Below are 24,699 nucleotides of genomic sequence, written 5' to 3'. Positions count from 1 at the left end.
CCCTCGCCCGGCCCCGGAAAAAAAACCTCTCCCGAGCGCCAGCCCAGTGACTATGCTGACAGCGTTGGACGCACGCTCGAAGCACTAGGGAAAGTCTATGGACGCTGGCTGCGATGCACAGACAAGAGCGCAAGACGCCCCTGAGCCGGCCCCCGGGCGCGTTAACCGGCGAGTGCTGATTGTCGACGACAGCCCGTCGATCCACGAGGACTTCCAGAAGATCCTGGTGCCTGTCCACAACCTCGCGCTGACGCAAGCCGAAGCCCGGCTGTTCGGCAGTGCCACGACCGAACCACCCCCGTCCTTCACCCTCGATTCGGCCTTCCAGGGCCGCGAGGCCCTGGCCAAGGTCGAGTCGGCCCTGGCCCTGGGCACGCCCTATGCCATGGCCTTCATCGATATGCGCATGCCACCCGGCTGGGACGGCCTGGAAACCATCGAACAGTTGTGGAAGGTCGACCCCGACCTGCAGATCGCCCTGTGCACCGCCTACTCCGACTACTCCTGGGAAGCCATGGCCGAACGCCTGGCATTCGGCGACCAGTTGCTGATCCTGAAGAAGCCCTTCGACAGCCTGGAGATCCGCCAGATGGCCAGTGCCCTGACCTGGAAATGGCAGATGGCCCAAGATGCCCGCCAGCGCCTCGACGACCTGCAGCGCATCATCGAGGAGCGGGTCGCGGAGCTGCTCAAGGTGTCCCACCTGTTGCACTACGATGTCCTTACCGGGCTGCCGTCCAGCACCCTGCTGGGGGACCGCCTGGGTCAGGCCATGGCCCGGGCCCGGCGCTACGGCCTGCAGTTGGCGGTGGTGTTCCTCGGGCTGGACCGCTTCAAGCGCATCAACAACGCCCTGGGCTATCCGGCAGGCGATGAGCTGCTCAAGGCCATCGCCCACAGCCTGCAACACAGCATGCGTGAATCGGACTCGGTGTTCCGCTACGGCTCCGACGAGTTCGTGGTGCTGGTCCACGACCTGCACCTGGCCGATCAGGTGCGCGGCGTTGCGCAAAAGCTCCTGGCCACGGTGAACCAGTCCCATGCCATCGCCGGGCACGATCTGCGGGTCACCACCAGCATCGGCATCAGCCTCTATCCCGAGGATGGCCAGGATGCCCTGGCGTTGATCAAGAAGGCCGAGATGGCCATGCGCAACAGCAAGGAGCAGGCGCCGGGCAGCTACGGTTTCTTCACCGAGGACATGACCCGCCGGGCCCGGGAGCAGCAGCACATCGAATCGGGCATCCGCCAGGTCCTGGAGCGCCAGGAGCTGCGCTTGCACTACCAGCCGAAAATCCACCTGGCGACGGGCAAGGTGGTGGGGGCCGAGGCCCTGATCCGCTGGCACCGCCCGCAACAGGGCTGGATCAGCCCGGCGCAATTCATACCGGTGGCCGAAGACTGCGGGCTGATCACCCGCATCAGCCAGTGGGTGCTGACGCAAGCCACGCGCCAGTCGCGGGCCTGGCAAAGCGCCGGGCTCGCACCGATCCGCCTGTCCGTGAACCTCTCGGCCAGCGACTTCCGCCAGCCCCAGTTGATCCAGCAGTTGCAGGGCGCACTAAAGGCCAGCGCCCTGGACCCAGGCTTGCTCGAACTGGAAATCACCGAAGGAGTGCTGATGCAGAACGTCGAGCTCACCCTCAATACCCTGCAGGCGATCAAGGCCCTGGGGGTGCGCCTGGCCATCGACGATTTCGGCACCGGTTACTCCAGCCTGAGCTACCTGCGCCGGTTTCCCGTGGATGTGCTGAAGATCGACCAGTCCTTCATCCATGGCCTGAGCCAGGAACCCAAGGATGCAGCGCTGGTCAGCGCGATCATCACCCTGGGGCGCAGCCTGCACCTGAACGTGATTGCCGAAGGGGTGGAAACCGCCGAGCAACTGGCGTTTCTCAAGCACCAGGGCTGTGAAGAAGGCCAGGGCTACTACTTCAGCAAGGCCCTGCCCGCCGAGGATTTTGCCCGGCTACTGGCTGCACAACCCCTAGGGCACCGCCCATGACGGCGATCCTCGAACGCCGCGTCGGTCAACGCTCCGGTGGCCTGCGCCGACTGGGCCTGCTGTTGTTCTGGGCAGGGCTTGGCGCCGGCCTGCCCGCCCACGCAGCACCGCTGGACGAGCCGCTCAAGCCCTTGCCCGCGGTGCCGGCCCTGGATCGGCAGCGGGTCGAACTGGGGCGGCGACTGTTCAACGAACCGCGCCTGTCACTGGACAACAGCCGGTCCTGCGCCAGTTGCCATTCCCTGGCCCAGGGCGGGGCCGACGGCCGTCCGCGGTCCCTGGGAATCAACGGGCAACTGACCCGGGTCAATGCCCCCAGCGTGTTCAATGCCGCGCTGAATTTCCGCCAGTTCTGGGACGGCCGGGCCGAGACCCTCGAAGCACAGATCGACACTGTGCTGCAAAGCCCCATCGAAATGGGCAACAACTGGCCCAACCTGATCCACACCCTGAACCAGGACAGTGGCTACCGGCAGGCCTTCGGCGAGCTGTACCCGGACGCGATCACTGCCGCCAACGTGCAGGATGCCCTGGCGACCTATGAAAGAACCTTGCTAAGCCGCAACTCGCGGTTCGACCAGTATCTGGAAGGCAATACCGAGATCCTCAGCCTGGAGGAAAAGTACGGTTACCAGCGCTTCAAGGACTACGGCTGCATCGCCTGTCACCAGGGGGTCAACATCGGCGGCAACATGTTTCAGAAGTTCGGCGTGATGGGCGACTACTTCGCCGCCCGGGGCAACCCCGAGGCGGCTGACCTGGGACGCTTCCAGGTCACCGGCGACGAGCAGGACCGCTACGTCTTCAAGGTGCCCAGCCTGCGCAACGTCGCCGTCACCGCGCCCTACTTCCATGACGGTTCGGCCCAGAGCCTGGAACAGGCGGTGGAGGTGATGTTCAAGTACCAGTTGGGGCGTAACCCCAATCCTCAGGACACGAGCCTGATCGTCAAGTTTCTCAAGACCCTCACCGGCGAATGGCAAGGCAAGCCCCTATGAAACTGCCGCGCCGGCTGCCGGCAGCACTCCTGACCCTGGTCACCCTGGGCTTGGCCCTGACGCTGGCGTTCCTCTACCTGAAAAGCGTGATTGGCCAGCCTTCGAACTATGCCCTGTCACGGGACCTGATCGGCCATATCAAGCAACTGAACGCACAGTGGGAAACCGAAGTGCTCAAGGCCCGGATCGCCATCACCCACGACTACGACCCGCTGGTGGTTCCGCTGCAGCAGATCAACCAGATCTGGAGCCACTTCGATCAAGTCTCGACGCGGGGCCACACCGACCCGGCGGCCTGGCAAGCCAGCCGCCAGGCGTTCCTCGACGCCCTGCGGGAAAAGGCCGAACTGGTGGAGCGGTTCAAGTCCCACAACTCCGTGCTGCGCAACTCCCTGGCGTTCCTGCCCACGGCCGAAGACGATATCCAGCGCCAACTGGCCGGCCTGGACGATCAACAGCGGCTGCTGCAGCAGAACATTGCCATCGACACCTACGACCTGCTGCTCAGCAGCCTGGAGTTCGCCCAGGTGTCCAGCGACGACAAGGCCGCCGATATCCTCCTGGGGCTGAACAAGCTGGCGGTCAACAAGGAGCGCCTGCCCGAGGCCATGCACGATCCGGTGGACATCCTCAGCAACCATGTCTCGGTGATCCTGCGCGAACAGCCGGTGGTCAATGAACTGCTGGAGCGCATCACCTCGATCCCGGTGGCCGAGCGCCTGGACGCCATCACCGACCTGCTCAACCGCGACCAGTTGCAAGCCGACCTGCAGGATCAGAAGTCCCACCAGTACCTGCTGGTGTTCTCGGCGCTGCTGATTGTGTTGATCCTCTACCTGATCGTCCGCCTGGTGCGCAGCTACGGGGTCATCCGCCGAGTGAACACGGCCTTGCAGAGCGCCAATGAACACCTGGAGCAACGCGTCGAGGAACGTACCCGGGAACTCAAGGAAGCCCAGAGTGAACTGCTGGACACCGCGCGCCAGGCCGGCATGGCGGAAATCGCCACCAACGTCCTGCACAACGTTGGCAACGTGCTCAACAGTGTCAACATTTCCAGCGAGATCCTCAGCCGCAAACTGCGCACCAGCAAGGCCCTGGGCCTGGGCAAGGCGATGCAGCTGGTCAACCAGCACCGCGCCGACCTCGGGCATTTCTTCAGCCAGGACGAAAAGGGCAAGCTGCTGCCCGACTACCTCAACCAACTGGTGGAAGCCATTGCCGGCGAGCAGCAGAGCATGAGCGCCGAGCTCGCCCAGCTTGGGCGCAGCGTCGACCACATCAAGGAAATCGTCGCGACCCAGCAGTCCTACGCCGGGGCCTCACGCCTGATCGAACCGCTACGGGTGGCCGACTTGATCGACGATGCCCTGCGCATGAACTCCGGGGCCCTGGCCCGGCATCAGGTCGCCGTGGTCAAGGACTACGAGCAGGTGCCGCCGGTGATGGGCGACAAGCACCGCCTGCTGCTGATCCTGATCAACTTGATCAGCAACGCCAAATACGCCATGTCCAACCTCGAAGACCAGCCCAGGACCCTGACCCTCAGTGCCCGGGAGATCGAAGGCAAGACCTTGCGCATCAAGGTCAGTGACCAGGGCGAAGGCATCGCACCGGAGAACCTGACGCGAATCTTTGCCCACGGCTTCACCACCCGCAAGGAAGGCCACGGTTTCGGCCTGCACAGTTGTGCCCTGGCCGCCGTCGAAATGGACGGGCAGTTGAGCGTGCACAGCGACGGCCCGGGCCTGGGCGCCACCTTTACCCTGGACATTCCACTGATCAGCGCCGAGGGCCAATGATGGATGAGCTGAACAACCGCCGTATCCTGCTGATCGACGACACCCCGTCGATCCACGAGGACTTTCGCAAGATCCTCACCCCGGCCCCTGACGACGACCAGCACCTGGACGACCTCGAGGCCCAGCTGTTCGGTGCCCAGTCCCGCCCCCGCCAGCAAGCCTTCGAACTGGATTCGGCCTACACCGGCCAGGAAGGCCTGAACAGGGTCTGCCAGGCCCTGGACCAGCAACGCCCCTATGCCCTGGCCTTCGTCGACATGCGCATGCCCCAGGGCTGGGACGGGGCGCAGACCATCGAACGGCTCTGGCAACAGGACCCGCGCCTGCAGGTGGTGGTGTGCACCGCCTACTCCGACTACTCCTGGGAAGACCTGCTGGAGCGCCTGCAAGGGCACGACCGCCTGCTGATCCTGAAAAAGCCCTTCGACAACATCGAGGTCCAGCAGATGGCCAGCACCCTCACCAGCAAGTGGGAAATGACCGCCCGCGCGCTGTTGCAGATGCACCACCTGGAGCACCTGGTGGAACAGCGCACCGAAGACTTGAAACAGGCCGGAGTGGCCCTGCAACAGGAAATCGACGAACGCAAACTGCTGGAGAACCAGTTGGTGCAATCGGAGAAGCTGGCGTCCCTCGGTCAACTGGCAGCAGGGGTTGCCCATGAAATCAACAACCCCATCGGTTTCATCTCCTCCAACCTTGGCAGCCTGGCAGGTTACCTGCGCCAACTCGAGCAGATGCTCGCCGCCTATCGCCAGAGCGAAGAGGCAATCGCCGCACCGGAGCTGCGCAAACAGCTGCAGAGCCTACGGGAAAGCATCGACCTGGACTTTCTGCGCGAAGACATTCCGCTGCTGATCAAGGAATCCAAGGACGGCATCGGCCGGGTCGAACAGATCGTCAAGGACCTGAAGAACTTCTCCCGGGTCGACACTGATCAGCAATGGCAACTGGCGGACCTGCAACAAGGCATCGACTCGACCCTGAACATCGTCGCCAACGAGCTCAAGTACAAGGCCGACGTGATCAGGCACTACCAGCCACTGCCGCAGATCGAGTGCCTGCCCTCCCAGCTCAACCAGGTGGTGATGAACCTGGTGATGAACGCCGCCCAGGCCATCGGCCCGGAGCGCGGCACCATCACCCTCAGTACCGGCGTGGAGGGGCAGCAGGTCTGGCTGGAAGTGAGCGACACCGGCGCCGGTATCGACCCCCAGCACCTGCAGAAGATCTTCGACCCGTTCTTCACCACCAAGCCGGTGGGCCAGGGCACCGGCCTGGGCCTGTCGCTGTCCTACGGGATCGTCAAGAAGCATGGCGGACAGATCAGCGTCCGCAGCCAGCTCGGGGCCGGCAGCACCTTTCGCCTGGAACTGCCGATGCGCCAGCCCGCCGCCGCGCCACACACCTGAACCGCCGACAACACTGCCCTGCCCTCCCACAGGAGACTCCCATGCGCCGTCCCAATGACCCGATCAAGCAGGGCAAGGCCGCCCGCAGGCACTGCCCGCGCAGCTCGCACGCGGACCCCGGGCAGATCAAGCGCGATCCCTTGCCCTTGATCGAAGCCTCGAGCCAGGGCCGGGTGCAGGCCCTGGTGGCGCTGCGCTATGGGCGCATGCTGGTGTCACCCTTCACCTTCTACCGCGGCAATGCCCTGCTCCAGGCCCATGATCTTGCAACCACGCCGGACATGGGCCTGCGCTCGATCATCTGCGGCGACTGCCACCTGATGAACTTCGGCGGTTTTGCCACCCCCGAGCGCAACCTGCTGTTCAGCGTCAATGATTTCGACGAGGTCCACCCCGGCCCCTGGGAATGGGACCTCAAGCGCCTGGTGGCGAGCTTCTTGATTGCGGCTCGCCACCTGCGCCATGGCACCCGTGTCGAAGAGCGGGTCTGCCGCGAACTGGTGGGGGCCTATCAGCGCAGCATGGCCACCTGTGCCGGGCAGAGCGCCCTGGAAGTCTGGTACGACGCCCTGACCCAGGACAACCTGCTGCTCCAGGCCCAGGACAACCGTTCGGCCCTGGAGCATTTGCAACGGGCCATCGACAAGGCCGCGCGGCGCACCCACGCCGGCCTGCTGCCGAAGATCAGCGAACGTGACAGCCAGGGCCAGCTGCGGATTCGCGATGACTTGCCGGAGATTTTCCATCTGCACAAGGAAACCTCGCTGCTCGATGAGGGTGACGACTGGCTGCGCCTGGAAGACTGGCGGCCGCTGTACGACACCTTCATGCGTGACTATCGCGGCACCTTGCAGGCCGACCGGCGCGACCTGCTGTCGCGCTTCAATGCCTGCGACCTGGCGTTCAAGGTGGTGGGCGTGGGCAGTGTCGGCACCCGCTGCCTGGTGGCGCTGCTCACCGACAGCCAGCAGCGACCGCTGTTCCTGCAGTTCAAGGAAGCCCGGCACTCGGTGCTCGCCGGCTATGTGGGCGAACGCTCGCGGCCACGGCACAACGGCCAGCGGGTGGTGGAAGGCCAGCGCCTGATGCAGTCCGCCAGCGACCTGTTCCTGGGCTGGACCACCGGGCCCAATGGCCGGCACTTCTACGTGCGCCAGTTGCGCGACATGAAAGTCTCGGCGGAACTGGAGACCTTCGACGAAGACACCTTCGCCGCCTATGCCCGGGTCTGTGGCCGGGCCCTGGCCCGCGCCCATGCCAAGGCCTCGGGACAGGCGCCGCTGATCAGCGGCTACATCGGCAAGAGCGACACCCTGGCCGAGGCCCTGTGGCACTACGCCCAGGCCTATGCCACGCAGAACGAGCGGGATTTCGAGCGCTTCCAGCAGGCCTGCCGCCAGGGCCGGCTGCAGGCCCGTTCTGAAGCCGACTTTGCCGCCGACCACCTGCCCTGAGGCCCCTGCTCACAGGATCGAGCGCGAGGCCCGGGCGCCAGCATCGCACAGCGCCAGCAGGGCTGCGCTGTCCAGGGGCGGGCTCAGGTGCGGCCCCTGGGCTTCGTCGCAGCGGATGTCGCGCAGCACCTTGAGCTGTTCCGGGGTTTCCACCCCTTCGGCAATCACCCGCAACGACAGGGCATGCCCCAGGTCGATGATCGCCTCGACAATGGAGCGAGCCGTTTCATCCTGGCTCAGTCCGGCGACGAAGCTGCTGTCGATCTTCAAGCCGTCCAGGGGAAAGGTCTGCAGGTACTGCAACGCCGAATGGCCGGTGCCGAAGTCGTCCAGCAGCAGGCGCACCCCCAGGGCCTTGAGCCCCTGCATGATGCCAAGCACCTGCTGGCTGTTGTCCAGCAGCGCCTTGTCGGTCATGTCCAGTTCCAGCCGTGAAGGGTCGATGCCGCTCTGGCCGAGGACCGTTCTGACCTGGGCCACCAGTTGCCCACGCTGGAACTCGGTGGGCGACAGGTTGACCGCCACCAGCAGGCGCTCGGGCCAGGTCCGCGCGGCGCGACAGGCAGCGTGCAGCACCCAGTTGCTCAGCGGCAGGATCAGGCCGGTGTCCTCGGCCAGCGGCCCAAACACCTCCGGCCCCAGCAACCCATGCTGGGGGTGCTGCCAGCGCACCAGGGCCTCGGCCCCCACCAGTTGCCCGTCGCCCAGGCGGTAGCGCGGCAGAAACTGCAGGAGCAGTTGGTCCTGCTCGATGGCATGGCGCAGGTCACGCTCCAGGCGCCGTCGCTCGATGATCCGCACATTCATGTCGGCGGCATAGAAACGCCAGGTGCTGCGGCCCGCGGCCTTGGCCTCGTACAGGGCGATATCGGCGAAGCGCAGCAGTTCTTCGGCCAGAACGGCATCGGTCGGGGCCCTGGCAATGCCGATGCTGGCACTGATGAAGACTTCGTGTTCGGCAATGTAGAACGGCTCTTCGATGCGCTCGATCAGGCGCCGGCACAGGCCCTCTATTTCAGGCGCGGTCACCTGCCCCGGCACCACCAGGACGAATTCGTCGCCACCGACCCGGGCCACCAGGTCCTTGCTGCGCAGGCACTGGGACAGACGCTGGGATACTTCGTGCAGCACCTGGTCGCCGGCCGCGTGGCCCAGCAGGTCGTTGACCGGCTTGAAGCGGTCGAGATCGACGCTGAGCATCAACAGCGGTTCCTGCAACGTCGGTGGCGTCAGCAGCTTGCCTTCGAGGAACTCCTGCATCCGGGTGCGGTTGGCCAGCCCGGTCAGGGCATCGTGCTGGGACAGGTACTCGATGCGCCGTCGAGCGGCGACTTCTTCGGTGATGTCGCTGGCGGTGCCACGGTAGCCGCCGACGGCCATGGCCCGGACCGAGAGGCGGCAGACCCGCGGTTGCCCCTGGCCGTCCTCGTAGGCGCACTGCAGGATCGCCTGGGAGCGGCGTTCCGGCGCCGCCAGCCAGGTGCGCAACGAGCCTTGCTCGGGTTTGAGCAGGTCATTCATCGGGCTGCCCAGGGCGGCCTCTCGCGCCAGACCGGTGACCGCCTCGAAACGCTCCGACAGGTAGGTGAAGCGCAACTGCGGATCGACCTCCCAGATCCAGTCGGAGGCTGCCTCGGCGACATCGCGAAAGCGCTCCTCGCTGGCGGCCAGGGCCGAGCGGCTGGCGCGCAAGGCCTCGACCTGCTGATCCATGACCTGGGCCGCGGCACCGGCCCGGCGCAGCAGGAACAGGGCCATCAGCCCCACCAGCAGGCCGGCCAGCAGCAACAGTGGCATCACCAACACCAGCAGCTGGTGCCCCGGGCGCGCCGGCCGCCACTGCAGGGTGCCGGCCCCGTCGGGCAAGGCCAGGGTTGGCAGGCCGTCGGCCGGTGCGCCCGGGGCCACTTGCAACTGCTCGATGCCCATGCCCTGCCCCAGGGCCAGCAGGCGTGCCGGGTCCAGCCGGGCGACAAAGATCAGCACCGACTGCGGTCCGGCATCGGGCCGCACTTGCGGGTCGTTGCCCGGGCTCAAGATGTCGGCCACTGCCAGCGCCGGGGTGCCGGCGATCGACAGGTAGCGCTGGCTGGCCTGGCCGCCGGCCGTGCGCCGGGCCTCCTCCACCAGGGGCGCCAACTGATCCCCCAGCCACTGGCCGGCATCCATCGACTCCAGGCGCCCGGCCACCAGCGAGTAGACGGTGTGTCCTCTGGGGTTGACCACGAACACCCCGTCGAACCCCAGTTCGCGGTACAGGGTGGGGCCGAAGTTCTGCCGGGTGTAGGCCCAGTCGAGGTCGACGCTCAGGTGCAGGTACTGGTAGGCGTCGCCCCACAGGGCGTAGTCCTTGAGGGTGGTACGGGCATTGGTGTCGAAGGTCTGCAGGGCCTTGTCGATGTCCAGGCGGTTGTGCCGCTCGGCAGCGAGGTTCTGATCGAAGGCGATATACACCAGCAGCACGCCGGTAAACAGAAACAGCGCCAGCAGCAGGCCCGAGCATCCGAGCAAGGTGGCTCGAGTCAGCGCCCGGTTGGAGGTGCTGCGACCTGAAGAAGGATCAAGACCGAGATTTTCCATAATGCTCCAGGCGCCATGGCGACAAACCGACCGGCATGGTTCAGACCGCGCCGGGCCTTTGACGAAGCTCCCGCTTGCCTATTGACGATAGACAGTATTTTCCCGCCAAGCGTGAAGAAACGCCCGGAACCGGGCGCTCAGGGCCAGGGCCCGGCCCTCAAGCGCCGGCAGCGGATCCAGCCCCGGCCAGGGCCATGGCCGGGGATCAGGCCTGTTGCGCCTGCGGGACAATCACCGGCAATTGTCCAACCTGCTGATAGATCCCCAGGCCCAGGCGCTCACCGATGCTGACCATGGCATCGGCGCCCGCCGACGGCCCGCCGATGCGCAGCACCGCGTCGCAGCGCTCCAGCAGGCGCTCGGCGTAGGCATGGAACTGCGCGTTGTACACCGCATCGCCGACTTCGAGCGAGCCTGCCAGGCGGGTCATGGGCAGCGCCACCCATTCCCCCAGCACCGGAAAGTGCCCCGCTGCCAGCACCTGGGCCGCACACCGCTCCATGGCCTCGACGTTGTCAGCCAGCCGGGCCGGGTCATCCTCGGTGCCGGAACGATAAGGCCCGGCCACCAGCACCATCAGGCTACGGGGCTTGAGCAAGTGCAACTGCAGGTACTGCAGCAGCATGATGGTCTTGCCGTCGACGATCTCCCCGGAACCGATCATCGCCAGGGCCTGCTCGAAGTCCAGTTCCAGGACCTCGATATCCTCCCCTTCGTGTTCCAGGCCACCGCCTGCGTTGACCCGATCTTCGGCCTGGTAGCGGCCGATGAAAAAGTGCACCCGCTCGGTCACCGAACCCGGGCTCATGAAGGCATCGAAGACCTTCTGCACCGCCTGCACCCGGTAGCCGGTCTCCTCCTCCGCCTCCTGGCGAATGCGCACCTCGGGGCTGGCATTGTCCAGCAGGCCGGCGGCGGTCTCGATCAGGTAGCCGCTGTGGTCGTTGACAAAGGCCGGCATGCGAAACTGCCGGGTCAGCAACACCGTGCGCTGTTCAAGGTTGTACAGCAGGATGGTCGCGCCATTGCCCCGGTCATAGACCTCGCGGACCTGAGGCTGCCAACTGCCGTCGCGGCGACGCAGCTCGAAGCTGAATTTCTTCAGCACATACCAGTTGCTGGACAGCAACTCCTCGCCGGTGACGCGGATCGATTCCTCGCTCATGGCTGTACCTCCCGCTCCAGCGACGCCTGGAGTTCGGCGATCAACTGATCGCTGGGAGGCGGCTGGTTGATCTTGCCGCTGGCGGCCTTGTCCCAACAGCTCTCAAGGTCGATATCGTGGGGAAACTCGTTCATCCGATGCATCCGTTGCGGTGGTCAGGTGGCCTGGGCCAAAGGGGCTACAGGCTACCTCAATCCCCCCTCAGAGCCACCAGCGCAGAAGGAAAAAGAAACCCATGCTCAGCAGCATGCTGACCAGGGTATTGCGGGTGTAGATCACCAGCACGATGGCCACCAGGGAGCTCAACAGGTAAGGGTTGTCCCACTGCAGGTTCAACTGGTGGTCGGGCATGAACACGATCGGCCCGCAGATGGCGGTGAGCATGCCCGGCACCGCGAAGCCGAGGAACTGCCGCGCATTGCTGCTCAGGCGCAGCGGCAGGCGCGGTTCGAGGAACACATAGCGGTTGAGAAAGACCAGCAGGCCCATGCCCAGAATCACTGCCCAGACCATCATGTACGCCCCCGATACAGCTTGTTGCAGAGAAACCCCGCAGTCATGCCCGCCAGGCCCGCGAGGACCAGGGCCGAGCCCCATTGCCAGTAGCTGAACAGCACCGAGCAGAACAGCGACACCGCGACGCAGACCACCGTGGGCAGGTTGCGCACCAGCGGCGTGATCAGGGCGATGAAGGTGGCGGCAATGGAGAAGTCCAGCCCCAGGTGCTCCAGCCCGGGAATGCTCTTGCCCAGGACGATGCCCAGCAAGGTGAACAGGTTCCACGCCACATAGAAGGTCAGGCCCACGCCCAGGGCGTACCAGCGGTCGAATTGCTGCTTGTCATGGGCGCTGGTCAGGGCGAACAGCTCATCGGTGAGCAAGAAGCCCAGGCCGACCCGCCAACGGCCGGGCAAGGGCGAGATCACCGAGCGCATGCTCATGCCGTAGAGCAGGTGCTGGGAGGTCAGGAGCAAGGTGGTCAAGAGGATCGAGAAGATCCCCGCGCCGCCCTTGAGCATGCCGATCGCCACCAGTTGCGCGGCGCCGGCAAACACGATGCTCGACAGGCCCTGGCCCTGCAGTGGTGTGAGATTGGCCTCGATGGCCATGGAGCCCGCCAGCAAGCCCCAGGGCGCAGTGGCCAGGGACAGCGGCATGATGGCAATGGCACCGCGCAAAAAGGCGGCGCGGGGAAGAAGAACGCGGGTCATAACAGCCTGCACGCAAGAAACGGACAGTGACTGTGCCAGCCCGCCGCACGGCTGGCTTGAACAATCTTGCGCAATTGCCTGGCCATGGCCTTGCCCTGCCGTTGCCGCTGGCGCTGCACGGGGCCGCTACTGCGCGCCGCCGAGGGAGCGCCAGGCCGCCGCCGCCAGCTGTTCGCGGTAGCTTGCGGGGCTTGCCTGGACCCGCCCGGACAACCAGGCCCGGCAGTAGTTCTCCGCCGGCCCGACGATCAACGAAGGCACCAGTTCCGCCGGCCAGCGCTGCAGCAGGCCATCCTCGGAGCGCTCTTTCATCCACCCCAGCAGGGTGCGGTTGCGCAGCCGGTTGCGGTTCGCCAGTTCCTCGGCGAACGGCCCCTTGGCCACGGCGAAGCGCGCCTGGAACTGAAAGCGCGCCCATTCCGGCTGCTGGTCGACCCAGTCCACATAACTGTGGACCAAAGCCTGGACCCCCTGCTGCAACGTGCCGGCCGGCTCCAGGTACTGGTCGCGCAATTGCCCCTGGTCTTCCAGGGCGGCGAAGAACAGCGCCGCCACCAGCCCTTCCTTGTTGCCGAAGTGGTGATAGATGGCACCGACGCTGGTGTCGCATTCGGCGCGGATCATCTCGATGGTGGTGGCTTCCAGGCCTTGCTGGTTGAAGCTCACCAGGGCCTGTTTGAGGATCGCGCGCTTGAGTTCGGCGCGCCGCCCCGGGTAGCGGCGCTCCAGCAGTTGGGTATCCGGCATGGCTTGGCAGGTCCTCGCAGGTTCACGGAAGCGGGCCCCTCGGCCCGGTTTGCACAGGCCTGGCAGCTTGACAGATTTTCCGTTAGCAGAATATTGTTCTTTTACAGAATATTATTCTGTTTAATCCCGATAACCCTGCAAGAGGCATTTCCATGAGTCAGGTGCTCAGCATGTTCAATTCCGCCGGCGCGGAAAAATTCACCCAGATGGCCTGCCAGATGGCGCCCTACTTCGCCACCATCAACCCGTTGATCGACGAGCTGCAGCCCGGCCATTGCCAGGTGCGCCTGCCGTTTCGCCGGGAGATCACCAATCACCTGGGCACGGTGCACGCCATCGCCCTGTGCAACGCCGCGGAACTGGCGGCCGGGGTCATGACCGACGCCAGCATTCCCGCCGGCGCGCGTTGGATTCCCAAGGGCATGAGCGTGCAATACCTGGCCAAGGCCAAGGGCAGCGTGCGTACGGTGGCTGATGGCAGCGCCGTGGACTGGGCCAGTGCCGGCGACAAGGTGGTGGCGGTAACCGCCTTCAACGAGGAGGACCAGGCCGTGTTCACGGCGCAGATCACCATGAACGTGAAGTTGGCCTGAGCAGAAACGACAACGCCCCTCAGGCTTGAGGGGCGTTGCAGTGAAACGCTACGTCAGGATTACAGCTGGATCAGGTTGTTGATCTTCACGTCCGGATCGACGTCGGCTTCGTAGTCGACCCCCGGGATCTCGAAACCGAACAGGCGCAGGAACTCTTGCTTGTAGCCGACGAAGTCGGTCATCTCGTAGAGATTCTCACTAGTGACCTGGTCCCACAGCTGCTTGACCCGGTCCTGGACCGCCGGTTGCAGTTCCTTGTAGTCGGCACGCAGGCGGCCGTCCTGGTCGATCACCGGCTCGCTGTTGTACAGGCTGTCCTTGTACAGGCCGTAGACCTGTTCGATGCAACCTTCGTGGCTGCCCTGCTCCTTCATCACCTTGAACAGCAGCGACAGGTACAGCGGCATGATCGGGATCGCCGAGCTGGCCTGGGTCACCACGGCCTTGAGCACCGAAACGCGAGCGTCGCCGCCCAGGTCGGCCAGTTGCTGGCGCATGCCAATGACTTTCTGGTCCAGGTCCTTCTTGGCTTCGCCGATGGAACCGTTCCAATAGATGTCGTGGGTCAGCTTCTCGCCCAGGTAGGTGAAGGCGGTGGTCTTCGCGCCTTCGGCCAGGACCCCGGCTTCATGCAGCGCGTCGATCCACATCTGCCAGTCTTCGCCGCCCATCACCGCCACGGTGCCGTCGATCTCTTCCTGGGTCGCCGGCTGCAGGGTGGTTTCCTTGACGATTTCCTTGTCGGTGTCGACACCGCGCAGGGTCACGGACTTGCCCAGGGGCTTGAGGGTCGAGGTCAGCACTTCACCAGTCTTGGGATGGGTGCGGCGCGGCGCGGCCAGGCTGTAGACCACCAGGTCGATCTTGCCCAGGTCGCGCTTGATGGTCTCGATGGTCTCGGCCTTGACCGCATCGGAGAAGGCGTCGCCATTGATGCTCTTGGCGTACAGGCCCTTTTCCTCGGCAAACTTGTGGAACGCCGCGGTGTTGTACCAGCCGGCAGTGCCCAGTTTGCCGTCAACGCTGCCGCGCTCGAAGAACACCCCGAGGGTGTTGGCGCCGCAGCCGAACGCTGCGGTGATCCGCGCCGCCAGGCCATAGCCGGTGGAAGCGCCGAGTACCAGTACGTTCTTCGGCCCTGCGTCGATGGCGCCCTGCTGGGTGACGTAATCGATCTGTTGCTTGACGTTGGCTTCGCAACCCACCGGATGGGTCGTCACACAGATAAAGCCGCGAACGCGGGGTTTGATGACCATACAGAATCTCCCAATTTCAATGTGCCAGACGCCGATGACGGCGGCGGCAGTGTCACTTGCTAAGTCGTAGACGCTCGCGATGGCTTCGCGTCACCAACCGATCGAATTTGCCCGGCAGGCCCCGGCTTTTACCCTGCGTCCATGGCCTGCCGGAAGCGCAGGGCACCCTGCCAGGGGCGAGACTCTAGCAGTTGCGCCGATGCGCCACAGCATCCGCCCGGCGAAATCTCCTCGCCCCCGCCCCCGTCGCGCTTGCCACCACGGCTGGGGCCTGGAGGGTCAAGGCATCATGTCCACCTCCAGGCGCTTGCCCTTGGTGCGTTCCTCGTACCAGTTCTGCACCACGTCCGGCAGGCTTTCCTTCCACTCCGGCACGCTGGTGTAGTAGCGCACCCGCACCTCGTCCCCGGGGCCTGTCACCTTCAACAGCGCCACCCACAACTGGCCCTGGGCGCTGCGCACGAAAATCGCCGCATTGGTGTCCGCCAGTCCCCGCAGCCACATATCGGTGACCTCGGCGCCCGGCAGATCGGCAGAAGTCTGGCCGGCAGCGGTTTGGTCGACAAACACCGAGCCGCTGTCCAGCAGGGTCTGGTAGTCGTCCTTGAGCAACTGCCGCGCCTGGCGATCTTCACTCTCGGTGCGCACCAGCGCGATGCTCAAGAGGCTGTACTGATTGGCCAGGGCCTGCTTGCTGGGCACATAGAGCCCGTCGTAAACCACCCCGCTACCGGCGCCACAGGCAAAGGCATCGCCTTGCTGGTCCACCTCCAGCAGCCCCTGGCGGGCGCGAAACACCAGCGTGCAACCCTCGACGCTGTAGCTGGCCTGGCCACCCTTGATCCGTGCCTTGCCGTGCAACGCGCCGGAGTTGGCTCCGCCCATGGCTGAAAGATCGAAACTCAGGCGGTCCGTGCCCTGCTGCTGGATCACCAGGTCCCCGGCGTAGAACGGGCTGATGGACACCCGCTGCCAGGTGCCCTGCCAATTGAACGGCAGGTTGATGTAGCGCAGCACGCTCAGGCGGCTCAGGTAGGCCCCGCGCAGGCAGGCCAATTGGGCCGCGCACTGGTCGCGCTCCCGGAGCCACTGGCGCTGATCCAGGCGCAGCGCCTTGGGGTCCCTGGACTGGGCCAGGGTCGCGGTCCAGGCCTCGCCCAGCTGGCGGTCCAGCCCGGCGGTGTAAGGGTCGGCGCAAATCGCCTTTTCACTGGCACTGGCGGCCTTGCGGCAGTCGAAACTGCTGGCCTGCAGGGCCGTGGCACAGGTCAGGGCGGCAAGCGCCAGGCCGCTGACCTGCAGAGGACGGATAAAGGCTGAAAACATCGAAAGATTCCATTCTGAAAAGGCCGCGCAAGAATACCTGCGACCAAGGGCCCAGAGGACTGTCACGAAGAAAAAAACCTGAGCTGGCAGCCACTGTCGAGCGCCGGCCCAGAGCGTCTGGATTTTCTCGCGACAGCCACTGGCGAGTCGTACTAAGCTCTGTCTTTTTCACTGCCAAGGTCACTGGATGAAGCGGATTCTGGGGGCGCTGTTGCCACTTGTGAGCCTCTGGGCCCATGGAGCGGAACTGCGGCTACTGACCGACAATCACCCGCCGCTGCATTTCCAGCAGGGCGAGCGGATCGTGGGGTTCGGGGTCGATGTGGTCCACGCGCTGGCGCAGCGCAGCGGCGACCAGGTGACGGTACAGCAACGGCCGATGCTGCGTGCCCTGCGCGATGCCGGAGAAAACCCCGACACTGCGGTGTTTACCGTACTGCGCACCCCCGAGCGTGAAGCGCGCTACCAGTGGGTCGGCCCACTGATGCAGACCGAGACCGCGCTCTATACCCGCGACAGCGATGACCTGCCGGTCACCGACCTGAGCCAGACCCGCGGGCAGATTGCCGTGCCCCGCAGGTGGCTGATCTACAGCTACCTCAAGCAACAGGGCGTGGAAAACCTGTGGGGCGTCGACAGCCCGGAAATCATGATGCGCCTGCTGCAGGTGGGCCGCGTGCAATACGTGGTGGCCGACACCATGAGCGTCAACACCTTTGCCGCCGAAGAGGGTTTGCGGGCCGACCAGTTGCGCTACCAGATGCCGTTGATGCACCAGGACGCCTATATTGCCTTTTCGCCCAAGGTCGACGCCGCCCAGGTGGCGCGCTGGCAACAGGCACTGGAGGCCATGAAACGCGATGGCAGCCTGCTGCAGATCAAGCAGCGCTGGCATATCGACCAGGCCCGTTACCACGCCACAGAGGATTGAACCCGGCATGAATGCGAAAACCCTGGTGACCCACTGGGTTGCAGAAAAACAGCACTACCTGGACCAGCTTCAGGACACCCCGGGCTCCCGCGCCGCTGGGCTCCTGCGCGACCTCGCGCTGCCCGCCGAGCAACAGGCCCAGGTCCTGGCATTGCTCGACTGCGCCCTCACCGACCAGCTCTACACCTTGCTGCTGGGCCTGGACGGCGCAGCGAGTGTCGGCGGCCTGCAGCATGACTTTGCCCTGTACAACGAAGCCGGCCAGGCGCTCACCGGCAACGGCGAGCTGGAGGCCGAGGCCTACGCCCAACTGCATGAACAGCAGTCCTGATCCGTCTACTGGCACTGCAATTGCCAGGCCGCCTCCAGGGCCGGTTCTACCTGTGCAGGCTCAAGCCGCTGCGCGCCGAGCCACAGGCTGAAATCCATGGCCTCGATGCGCAAGGTCAAGGCGGGGTGATCGCCGGGATAGCGGCGCAGCGACAGCTCCAGAGCCGTGGCGGATTCATGGCTGGAGAGCAGGTCCCACAGGCTGCCCTGCAGGTCCAGCAGCACCCTCGCGCTAGCGCGTTCCACCAGCCTGGGGTTGTGCAGCCAATGGCTCATGCGCATTTCTCGCCACGTCGTGCTGAGGCCGAGGCGGCCCTGGAAAAACTCTTCGTCGTCGCTCATCGGCGGCTCCAACCGGTCCCCACGATCCGCGGGGCCGCCAGGGTAGCGCCCGGAACAACCGGCGGCTAGCGGATTTGGCCGCGCCAGGCCATTGCGGGCTCCTCTCCAGGGCACGGATTCGCTACTATGCTCAGCCCTTTCGCCATCAGCCGCAGTCTGCTTCGGAGCCCCCATGCCCAACCCCAAGGACATCGCCAGCGACAGCGCTACGCCGATGATTCCCGAGCAGCGTCGCGAACAGATCCTGCGCCAGTTGCGCAAGCACCAGGTGCTCAGCGTGCACCAGTTGATGGAGATGTTCGACTGTTCGCACATGACCGTGCGCCGGGACATCGCCCTGCTGGAACAGGAAGGCCGGGCCCACTCGGTCACCGGCGGGGTGCGCATCGCCAGCCAATTGCACAGCGAGCCCAGCCATCAGTCCAAGGCGGTGGTGGAGCTGCCGCAGAAGCAGGCCATGGCCAAGCTGGCGGCGAGCCTGCTGCAAGCGGACATGACCGTCTACCTGGACGCCGGTACCAGCACCCTGGAAATCGTGCCCTACATCAAGGCCCTGTCGGGGATGACTGTGGTGACCAACGATTTCGGCGTGGCCCAGGCCCTGATGGACGCGCCCCAGGTGACGGTGATCCATACCGGGGGGCAGCTGGACCACTCCAACCACTCCTGTGTCGGCGGGCTGGCGGTGGCAACCCTGCGTCAGATGGTGACCGACGTGGCCTTCATCTCCACCAGTTCCTGGGACTTGCGCCGCGGCATCACCACGCCCTCGGCGCTGAAGGTCGAGGTCAAGCAGGTGGCGATGCAGTCGGCGACCCAGGTGGTACTGGTGGCCAGCAGCTCCAAGTACGGCACCTTCAGCATGTACAAGATCGCCGAACTTGCGCAGTTCGACATCATCATCAGCGACGCCGCCCTGGCCCCCGCGGCGGCGGACGGGATCCGCAAGCATGGCGTGGAACTGCTGCTGCCGGCACAGTCCTGAGTCAGCGATAGCCCCCCTGAGGCGAGGGGCCTCCGTCGGCCACTAGCGGCCTGGTTCGGTCTCGGCCATGAACTGCCCCAGTTCACGGGCGTAGAACCGAGCCATGCCGGTGGTGCCGTGGCCACGGGTCTCGGCGCTGGCGGGAATCAGCAGCAGGCGGGCATCTTTCACCTGTTTCAGCGCCGCTTGCAGGGTGCCGGTTTCCGGCGGGTTGCGCTCGTCATCCGCGGCGTTGATCACCAGCACTGGTGCCTGGATCTTGCCCAGCCCCGGCGCGGCGTTGTAGTCCGCCGAAGACTGCCACTGGTAGATGAAGTCATTGGCATCGGCGTTCTGGCTGGCCTTGAGGCGCTCCTCCACCAATTGGTCGGCCTGGGCCCGGGTCGGCGCCAGGGCCTGATAGGCCAGGGTGCCGCCGCTGGTGCCGGTGGCGAACAGCGCATTGGCCAGGCGCAGGGACGGCGGCTGTTGCCGGTAGTTGCCCTGCTCCCAGGCCGGATCCTGCTTGATCGACTCCACCAGCAGGCGGCGCATCATCCAGTTGCGCGAGGACATTTCCCCGGGCTGGGAAGCCATGGGCACCAGGGCGTCCATCATCTGCGGCCACTTCTGGCCCCAGATCCAGGTCTGCATGCCGCCCATGGAATTGCCGATGATCAGCCGCAGGTGCTTGACCCCCAGCCCTTCGGTCAGCAGCCGGTACTGGGCCTGGACCATGTCCTCGTAGTTGTACTGGGGAAAGCGTGCCCGCAGGCCGTCCGAAGGCTTGCTCGACTGGCCGACGCCGATGCCGTCGGTGGCGATGATGTAGTACTTGCTGGCATCCAGGGGTTGCCCGGGGCCGAACAGTTCACCGCCAAAATCCTTGCTCAGCAGGTCGCTGGCCGGCCGGTAGGTGCCATGCAGATAGAGGATCGCCGGATGCTTGGGGTCCCCCAGGGTGATGTAGTGCAGCTTCAGGTTGGCCAACTGCTCACCGTTGTGAAAGGTGAACTGCGGTGCCAGCCAATCACCCTCGGTGGCCGGCGGCAAGCTCGCGGCCGTGGCCAGCGCCATACCGCCCAGGGACAAAATCAGGCCGAGCGCGGCCCGGCAGGCAAAACGCTGCATGGGAAAACTCCTGTGCTTGTTGTTATGGGAGAGGCCCCCTGGCGCGGCAGGCGCCAAGGGGCAGCAGCCGCTTAGCGCGCCTGCCAGTCCCGCAGCCATTGCAGGCCGGCGGAGGTGTCGCCACGGGGGCGGTATTCGCAACCGACCCAGCCGTCGTAGCCCAGCTCGTCCATCAGTTGGAACAGGTAGGGATAGTTCAGCTCGCCCAGGTCCGGCTCGTGGCGATCCGGCACCCCGGCGATCTGGATATGGCCGATGCCGGCCAGGTCGCGACGCAGCTTCACCGCCAGGTCGCCCTCGACGATCTGGCAGTGGTAGCAGTCGAACTGCACCTTGAGGTTGACGGCGCCGACTTCCTTGCAGATGGCCTGAGCCTGGTCCTGGCGATTGAGGAAGAAGCCCGGCATGTCCCGGGTGTTGATCGGCTCCAGCAGCACCGTGACTCCGGCCTTGGCCGCCTGGGCCGTGGCGTGGGCCAGGTTCTCCAGGTACACCCCGTGATGGCGGGCGCGGGCGCTTTCCGAGGGCAGCAGGCCGGCCATCACGTGGACCCGCGAGTTGCCCAGCACTGCGGCGTACTCCAGGGCCTTGTCGAACCCCTGGCGAAACTCCTGCTCGCGCCCGGGCAGGGAAACGATGCCCCGCTCCCCCGCCGCCCAGTCACCGGGCGGGGCGTTGAACAGGGCCTGCTGTAGGCCGTGGTCGTCCAGACGCTGCTTCAGTTCCTGGGGGCTGTAGTCGTAGGGAAACAGGTACTCCACAGCGGTGAAGCCATCGGCCGCGGCGGCCGCGAAACGATCGAGAAAGGCATGTTCCGGGTAGAGCATGCTGAGGTTGGCAGCAAAACGAGGCATGGGAACTCCAGGGACAAAAGGTCAGACAAACGGCCAGATCAGCAGGGTAATACAGAACCCCAAGGTGCCGAGCAAGGTGGTGATCACGGTCCAGGTGCGCAGGCCATCCGCGACGTTGAGCCCGGCCAGCTTGGTGAAGATCCAGTACCCGGCGTCGTTGATATGGGACATCGCCAGCCCGCCACCGCCCATGGCCAGGCACAGCAGGGCCATGTGGTTGGGGCTCAGGTTGAGGGTGGCGATCAGCGGCGCGATGATCCCGGCGGTGGTCACCAGGGCCACGGTGGTGGAGCCCTGTACGGCGCGCAGCAACATGGTCAGCAGAAAGCCCAGGGCCAGTACCGGCAGGCCGGTGGTGCGCAGCATGTCGGAGACCACCGCACCGATGCCGGTGTCCACCAGCACCTTGCCGAACACTCCGCCGGCCCCGGCGATCAGGATCACCATGGCCACCCCGGGCAAGGCCGAGCCGATCACGTCGGAGACCTGGCTGCGGCTCCAGCCGCGGCGTGAGCCCAGCAGCCAGGCACAGAGCAAGGTGTCCAGCAGCAGCGCCACCAGCGGCGCGCCGAGTACGGTCAGCACCCCACGCAAGGTGGACTCCAGTGGCAACAGGGAGGTGGCCAGGGTGCCCAGCAGGATCAGCACGATGGGCAGCAGGATCAGGCTGACGATCAGGCCGAACCCCGGGGGTGGCGCCGGCGGCAGTTTCGCCGCCAGGCTGCCGGTGGATTCCTCCAGGCCCATGTGCGCCACGGCGGCCACCGCCTGCGGGCTGGCCGGTTGCTCGGAGCCGTTGTTCCAGGCCGCCAGGTCTTCATTGGTGACGTGGGGGCCATAGACTTCGGCGCGGATGTCGTCGGTCATCGGGTAGTTGCGCCGGGTCATGCGCCCTGCCACACGGTAGCCGACGTAGCACAGCAGCGCGGTCAGCGGCAGGCCGAACATCAGCACCCGGCCCAGGTCCGCGCCCAGTTGGCTGGCCGCCGCCACCGCGCCCGGGTGGGGCGGCAGGAAGGCGTGCACGGTGAGCAGCGCGGCGCACATCGGCAAGGCGAACACCAGCAGCGGCTTGCGCGCACTGCGGGCCACGCCGTAGGCCAGGGGCATGAGGATGATCACCCCGACTTCGAAGAACACCGGCACGCCGATGATGAAGCCGGCGATGGTCAGGGCCAGGGGCGTGCGGCGGTTGCCGAAGCGCTCGATCAGGGTCTTGGCCAGGGCCTCGGCGCCCCCGGACAGTTCGATGATGCGCCCGATCATGGCGCCCAGGGCAATGATGATGGCGATGTGGCCAAGGGTCTTGCCCATGCCGCCTTCGATGGTGGCCACCAGGTCCGCCGGTTTCACCCCGGCCACCAGGGCCACCAGGATGCTCACCAGCATCAGGGCGACAAAGGGTTGGAACTTGTACTTGAGCACCAGGAACAGCAACAGGGCGATGCCGGCCCCGGCGGTGATCATCAGAATCAGCGGGCTCATAGCGAAAGCCCCCCACAAGGTTGCTGGCGTAAGTGGCAGAGCGTGCTGGAACCCGTAAAGCCTGTGCAGTCATTCATCTCGGGATGTCCTGTTGTTATTGTTTTTTACCGGCAAGCCGCTCCCCGCGAGAGCGCGATGGCGCTCCCGGGGGCGGCTTGACGTGAAGCGTTGTCAGTGATTACCAGGCGGCGCCGAACGCATCCCGCAGTTCATCCAGGGCGTACTGATCCAGGGGCTCCGGACGCGGCTGGCTCATCAGCCACAGGCGCGCGGTTTCCTCCAGTTCCTCCAGGGCATAACTGGCCTTGGACACGCTGCTTTCCCAGACCACCGGGCCCAGGCGTTCGAGCATTACGCCGCGTACGCGGTTGGCCAGTAGCGCCACCTGTTCGGCGACCTTGGGCGAACCCGGACGCTGGTAGCCGATCAATGGAATGTGCCCGACCTTCATCACCTGATACGGGGTCAGCGGCGGCAGGATGTCGTCGTCGCGCCAGACCCCGGCCAGGGTCAATGCCACCAGGTGGGTGGAATGGGTGTGCACCACCCCGCCCACGCCGGGATTGCGGTCATACACCTGGCGATGCAGGGCCAGGGTCTTGGACGGCTTATCGCCACTGACCCACTCCCCCGCCAGGTTGACCTTGGCAATGGCCGCCGGATCGAGGCGCCCCAGGCAGACATCGGTGGGGGTGATCAGCCAGCCATCGTCGAGCCGGGCGCTGATGTTGCCGGCGCTGCCCACGGTGTAGCCGCGCTGATAGAGGCTGCGGCCGACGTCGCAGATTTCCTCGCGCAGGGCGCTTTCGCGGCTCATGGCTGACCTCCGGCCAGTTGGCCCAGGGCCTTGGCGAAAAAGTCGCGCCCACCGAAATTGCCGGACTTCAAGGCCAGGGCCAGGGGCTCGCCGCCGCTGCTGACCGTGGCCGGCACCCCGGGATCGATCTGTGCACCGATCTGCAACAGCCGCACCCCCAAGGCCTTGACCACCGCCCCGGAGGTTTCGCCGCCGGCCACCACAAAACGCCGTACGCCGTTGTCCCGCAGGCCCCGGGCGATCTCGCCCAGGGCGTTCTCCACCAAGGCACCAGCGCGCTCGACGCCCAACTGGCGCTGCACCGCCTTGACCTGCTCCGGGGTGCTGGTGGCGTAGATCAGCACGGTGTCCTGCTGCTCCTGGACAAAGGCCAGGGCCTGGGCCACCACCGGTTCCCCCGCCGCCAGGGCCAAGGGATCGACGCGCCAGGCCGGACGCTCGGCCTCAAGCCAGGCGTCCACCTGGGCATTGGTGGCCGCCGAGGCACTGCCGGCCAGCACCACTTCGCCCCCGCCCACCGGCGGCAGGCTCGTGGCATCCAGGTCCCGCAGCTTGCCGGCACGACGGAAGTTCTCCGGCAGGCCCAGGGCCAGCCCGGAACCGCCAGTCAACAGCGGCAGGTCGGCGCAGGCCGCGCCAAGGGTGTAGAGATCGGCGTCGGACAGCGCATCGGCAATCGCCATGGCGATGCCCTTGCCCCGCAGTTCGGCGATCTGCGCCCGCACCGCGTCCACGCCCCGGGCCACGCTGTCATAGCGCAGCAGGCCCACCGGCAGGGTGGTCTGCGCCTGCAGCACGCGCACCAGGTTGGCGTCGGTCATCGGCGTCAGCGGGTGATGCTGCATGCCCGATTCATTGAGCAGTTGATCCTGGACAAACAGGTGGCCGCGGAAAATCGTCCGGCCATTTTCCGGAAACGCCGGGCAGGCCAGGGTGAAGTCGCCTCCCAGGGCCTTGAGCAACGCTTCGCTGACCTGGCCGATATTGCCCGCCGCGGTGGAGTCGAAGGTCGAGCAGTACTTGAAGAAGATCTGCTCGCAGCCCTGCTCCCGCAGCCATTGCAGCGCCGCCAGGGATTCGGCCACCGCCTCGCCCACCGGGGTGGTGCGGGATTTCAGCGCGATCACCAGCGCGTCGGCGTCCAGGCCAGCGGCAACCTCGGCGCTGGGAATGCCAATGCTCTGCACCGTGCGCATGCCGCCGCGCACCAGCATGTTGGCCAGGTCGGTGGCGCCGGTGAAGTCATCGGCGATGCAGCCCAGCAACGGGCGCGGATTGGAAGTGCTCATCACAGGC

Annotated in this window: 23 protein-coding genes; 9 read left to right on the top strand and 14 right to left on the bottom strand. The window is 65.7% G+C overall.

Features of this window, described 5'->3' with window-relative positions:
- Nucleotides 1-97 precede the first annotated feature (97 nt).
- From U873_RS0110965 to U873_RS0110945, 5 genes are read left to right on the top strand one after another with little or no spacing between them, the layout of a single operon-like run.
- Nucleotides 98-2,005 carry a bifunctional diguanylate cyclase/phosphodiesterase gene (locus tag U873_RS0110965; RefSeq protein ID WP_025128301.1) on the top strand — a complete coding sequence of 636 codons (1,908 nt, stop codon included), beginning with the start codon at nt 98-100 and terminating at the stop codon, nt 2,003-2,005.
- Nucleotides 2,002-3,003, top strand: a complete 1,002-nt coding sequence (locus U873_RS0110960; protein ID WP_051586071.1) for a cytochrome-c peroxidase — start codon at nt 2,002-2,004, stop codon at nt 3,001-3,003. The genes U873_RS0110965 and U873_RS0110960 overlap by 4 nt, the downstream gene beginning before the upstream one ends.
- Nucleotides 3,000-4,805: a DAHL domain-containing protein gene (locus U873_RS0110955; protein ID WP_025128299.1), complete on the top strand. Its 1,806-nt coding sequence runs from the start codon at nt 3,000-3,002 to the stop codon at nt 4,803-4,805. Before U873_RS0110960 ends, U873_RS0110955 begins: the two co-directional genes overlap by 4 nt.
- Nucleotides 4,805-6,217 carry an ATP-binding protein gene (locus U873_RS0110950; protein WP_025128298.1) on the top strand — a complete coding sequence of 471 codons (1,413 nt, stop codon included), beginning with the start codon at nt 4,805-4,807 and terminating at the stop codon, nt 6,215-6,217. The genes U873_RS0110955 and U873_RS0110950 overlap by 1 nt, the downstream gene beginning before the upstream one ends.
- Nucleotides 6,218-6,258: 41 nt before the next feature.
- Nucleotides 6,259-7,671, top strand: coding sequence for a DUF2252 domain-containing protein (locus tag U873_RS0110945; protein ID WP_025128297.1), 1,413 nt, complete (start codon nt 6,259-6,261; stop codon nt 7,669-7,671).
- 9 nt (nt 7,672-7,680) lie between these two features.
- Here U873_RS0110945 and U873_RS0110940 read toward each other — a convergent pair whose 3' ends face one another.
- The 6 genes from U873_RS0110940 to U873_RS0110915 form a co-directional block, all read right to left on the bottom strand.
- A complete protein-coding gene (locus U873_RS0110940) occupies nt 7,681-10,251 on the bottom strand; it encodes an EAL domain-containing protein (protein ID WP_025128296.1) in 2,571 nt (856 codons plus the stop codon).
- Nucleotides 10,252-10,456: 205 nt separating this feature from the next.
- Nucleotides 10,457-11,416 carry an NUDIX domain-containing protein gene (locus U873_RS0110935; protein ID WP_025128295.1) on the bottom strand — a complete coding sequence of 320 codons (960 nt, stop codon included), beginning with the start codon at nt 11,414-11,416 and terminating at the stop codon, nt 10,457-10,459.
- Nucleotides 11,413-11,550 (bottom strand): hypothetical protein, encoded by a 138-nt coding sequence (locus tag U873_RS36640; RefSeq protein WP_157838075.1) that lies wholly within the window; start codon nt 11,548-11,550, stop codon nt 11,413-11,415. Before U873_RS36640 ends, U873_RS0110935 begins: the two co-directional genes overlap by 4 nt.
- A gap of 67 nt (nt 11,551-11,617) precedes the next feature.
- Complete coding sequence (locus U873_RS0110925; RefSeq protein WP_025128294.1) at nt 11,618-11,932, bottom strand: AzlD domain-containing protein; 315 nt, start codon at nt 11,930-11,932, stop codon at nt 11,618-11,620.
- Nucleotides 11,929-12,627 carry an AzlC family ABC transporter permease gene (locus tag U873_RS0110920; RefSeq protein ID WP_025128293.1) on the bottom strand — a complete coding sequence of 233 codons (699 nt, stop codon included), beginning with the start codon at nt 12,625-12,627 and terminating at the stop codon, nt 11,929-11,931. The genes U873_RS0110925 and U873_RS0110920 overlap by 4 nt, the downstream gene beginning before the upstream one ends.
- Before the next feature lie 126 nt (nt 12,628-12,753).
- The gene (locus tag U873_RS0110915) at nt 12,754-13,374 is read right to left on the bottom strand and encodes a TetR/AcrR family transcriptional regulator (RefSeq protein ID WP_025128292.1); all 621 of its coding nucleotides are present in this window, start codon (nt 13,372-13,374) and stop codon (nt 12,754-12,756) included.
- Nucleotides 13,375-13,526: 152 nt separating this feature from the next.
- On the opposite strand from U873_RS0110915, the gene U873_RS0110910 reads away from it, so the two are divergent.
- Nucleotides 13,527-13,967 (top strand): hotdog fold domain-containing protein, encoded by a 441-nt coding sequence (locus U873_RS0110910; RefSeq protein WP_025128291.1) that lies wholly within the window; start codon nt 13,527-13,529, stop codon nt 13,965-13,967.
- A gap of 59 nt (nt 13,968-14,026) precedes the next feature.
- On the opposite strand, the gene fabV is transcribed toward U873_RS0110910, so the two are convergent.
- Nucleotides 14,027-15,223, bottom strand: coding sequence for an enoyl-ACP reductase FabV (gene fabV / locus U873_RS0110905; RefSeq protein ID WP_025128290.1), 1,197 nt, complete (start codon nt 15,221-15,223; stop codon nt 14,027-14,029).
- A gap of 279 nt (nt 15,224-15,502) precedes the next feature.
- Nucleotides 15,503-16,549, bottom strand: a complete 1,047-nt coding sequence (locus tag U873_RS0110900) for a lysozyme inhibitor LprI family protein (protein ID WP_025128289.1) — start codon at nt 16,547-16,549, stop codon at nt 15,503-15,505.
- Nucleotides 16,550-16,736: 187 nt separating this feature from the next.
- On the opposite strand from U873_RS0110900, the gene U873_RS0110895 reads away from it, so the two are divergent.
- Nucleotides 16,737-17,480, top strand: a complete 744-nt coding sequence (locus tag U873_RS0110895) for an ABC transporter substrate-binding protein (RefSeq protein WP_025128288.1) — start codon at nt 16,737-16,739, stop codon at nt 17,478-17,480.
- 7 nt (nt 17,481-17,487) lie between these two features.
- Nucleotides 17,488-17,811, top strand: coding sequence for a hypothetical protein (locus U873_RS0110890; protein WP_025128287.1), 324 nt, complete (start codon nt 17,488-17,490; stop codon nt 17,809-17,811).
- A 5-nt stretch (nt 17,812-17,816) separates the two neighbouring features.
- Here the strand turns inward: U873_RS0110890 and U873_RS0110885 are convergent, their stop codons facing one another.
- On the bottom strand, nt 17,817-18,152 hold the full coding sequence (locus U873_RS0110885) for a hypothetical protein (RefSeq protein ID WP_025128286.1): 336 nt from the start codon (nt 18,150-18,152) through the stop codon (nt 17,817-17,819).
- Between the two features lie 172 nt (nt 18,153-18,324).
- On the opposite strand from U873_RS0110885, the gene U873_RS0110880 reads away from it, so the two are divergent.
- Nucleotides 18,325-19,137, top strand: coding sequence for a DeoR/GlpR family DNA-binding transcription regulator (locus U873_RS0110880; RefSeq protein ID WP_025128285.1), 813 nt, complete (start codon nt 18,325-18,327; stop codon nt 19,135-19,137).
- A gap of 42 nt (nt 19,138-19,179) precedes the next feature.
- On the opposite strand, the gene U873_RS0110875 is transcribed toward U873_RS0110880, so the two are convergent.
- From U873_RS0110875 to otnK, 5 genes are all read right to left on the bottom strand, one after another.
- Nucleotides 19,180-20,247, bottom strand: coding sequence for an alpha/beta fold hydrolase (locus tag U873_RS0110875; RefSeq protein ID WP_025128284.1), 1,068 nt, complete (start codon nt 20,245-20,247; stop codon nt 19,180-19,182).
- Between the two features lie 71 nt (nt 20,248-20,318).
- Nucleotides 20,319-21,101 (bottom strand): 2-oxo-tetronate isomerase, encoded by a 783-nt coding sequence (otnI, locus tag U873_RS0110870; RefSeq protein ID WP_025128283.1) that lies wholly within the window; start codon nt 21,099-21,101, stop codon nt 20,319-20,321.
- A gap of 21 nt (nt 21,102-21,122) precedes the next feature.
- Complete coding sequence (locus U873_RS0110865) at nt 21,123-22,586, bottom strand: SLC13 family permease (RefSeq protein ID WP_025128282.1); 1,464 nt, start codon at nt 22,584-22,586, stop codon at nt 21,123-21,125.
- Between the two features lie 178 nt (nt 22,587-22,764).
- A complete protein-coding gene (locus tag U873_RS0110860; protein WP_025128281.1) occupies nt 22,765-23,403 on the bottom strand; it encodes an aldolase in 639 nt (212 codons plus the stop codon).
- Nucleotides 23,400-24,692, bottom strand: coding sequence for a 3-oxo-tetronate kinase (gene otnK, locus U873_RS0110855; protein ID WP_025128280.1), 1,293 nt, complete (start codon nt 24,690-24,692; stop codon nt 23,400-23,402). The genes U873_RS0110860 and otnK overlap by 4 nt, the downstream gene beginning before the upstream one ends.
- Between the last annotated feature and the right edge of the window lie 7 nt (nt 24,693-24,699).

Origin of the sequence: Pseudomonas sp. PH1b (genome assembly GCF_000633395.1) — a bacterium.
In the GTDB taxonomy this organism is placed as follows: domain Bacteria; phylum Pseudomonadota; class Gammaproteobacteria; order Pseudomonadales; family Pseudomonadaceae; genus Aquipseudomonas.
Note: the sequence above shows the minus strand (reverse complement) of the source record. Positions and strands in the feature narration are given on the sequence as shown.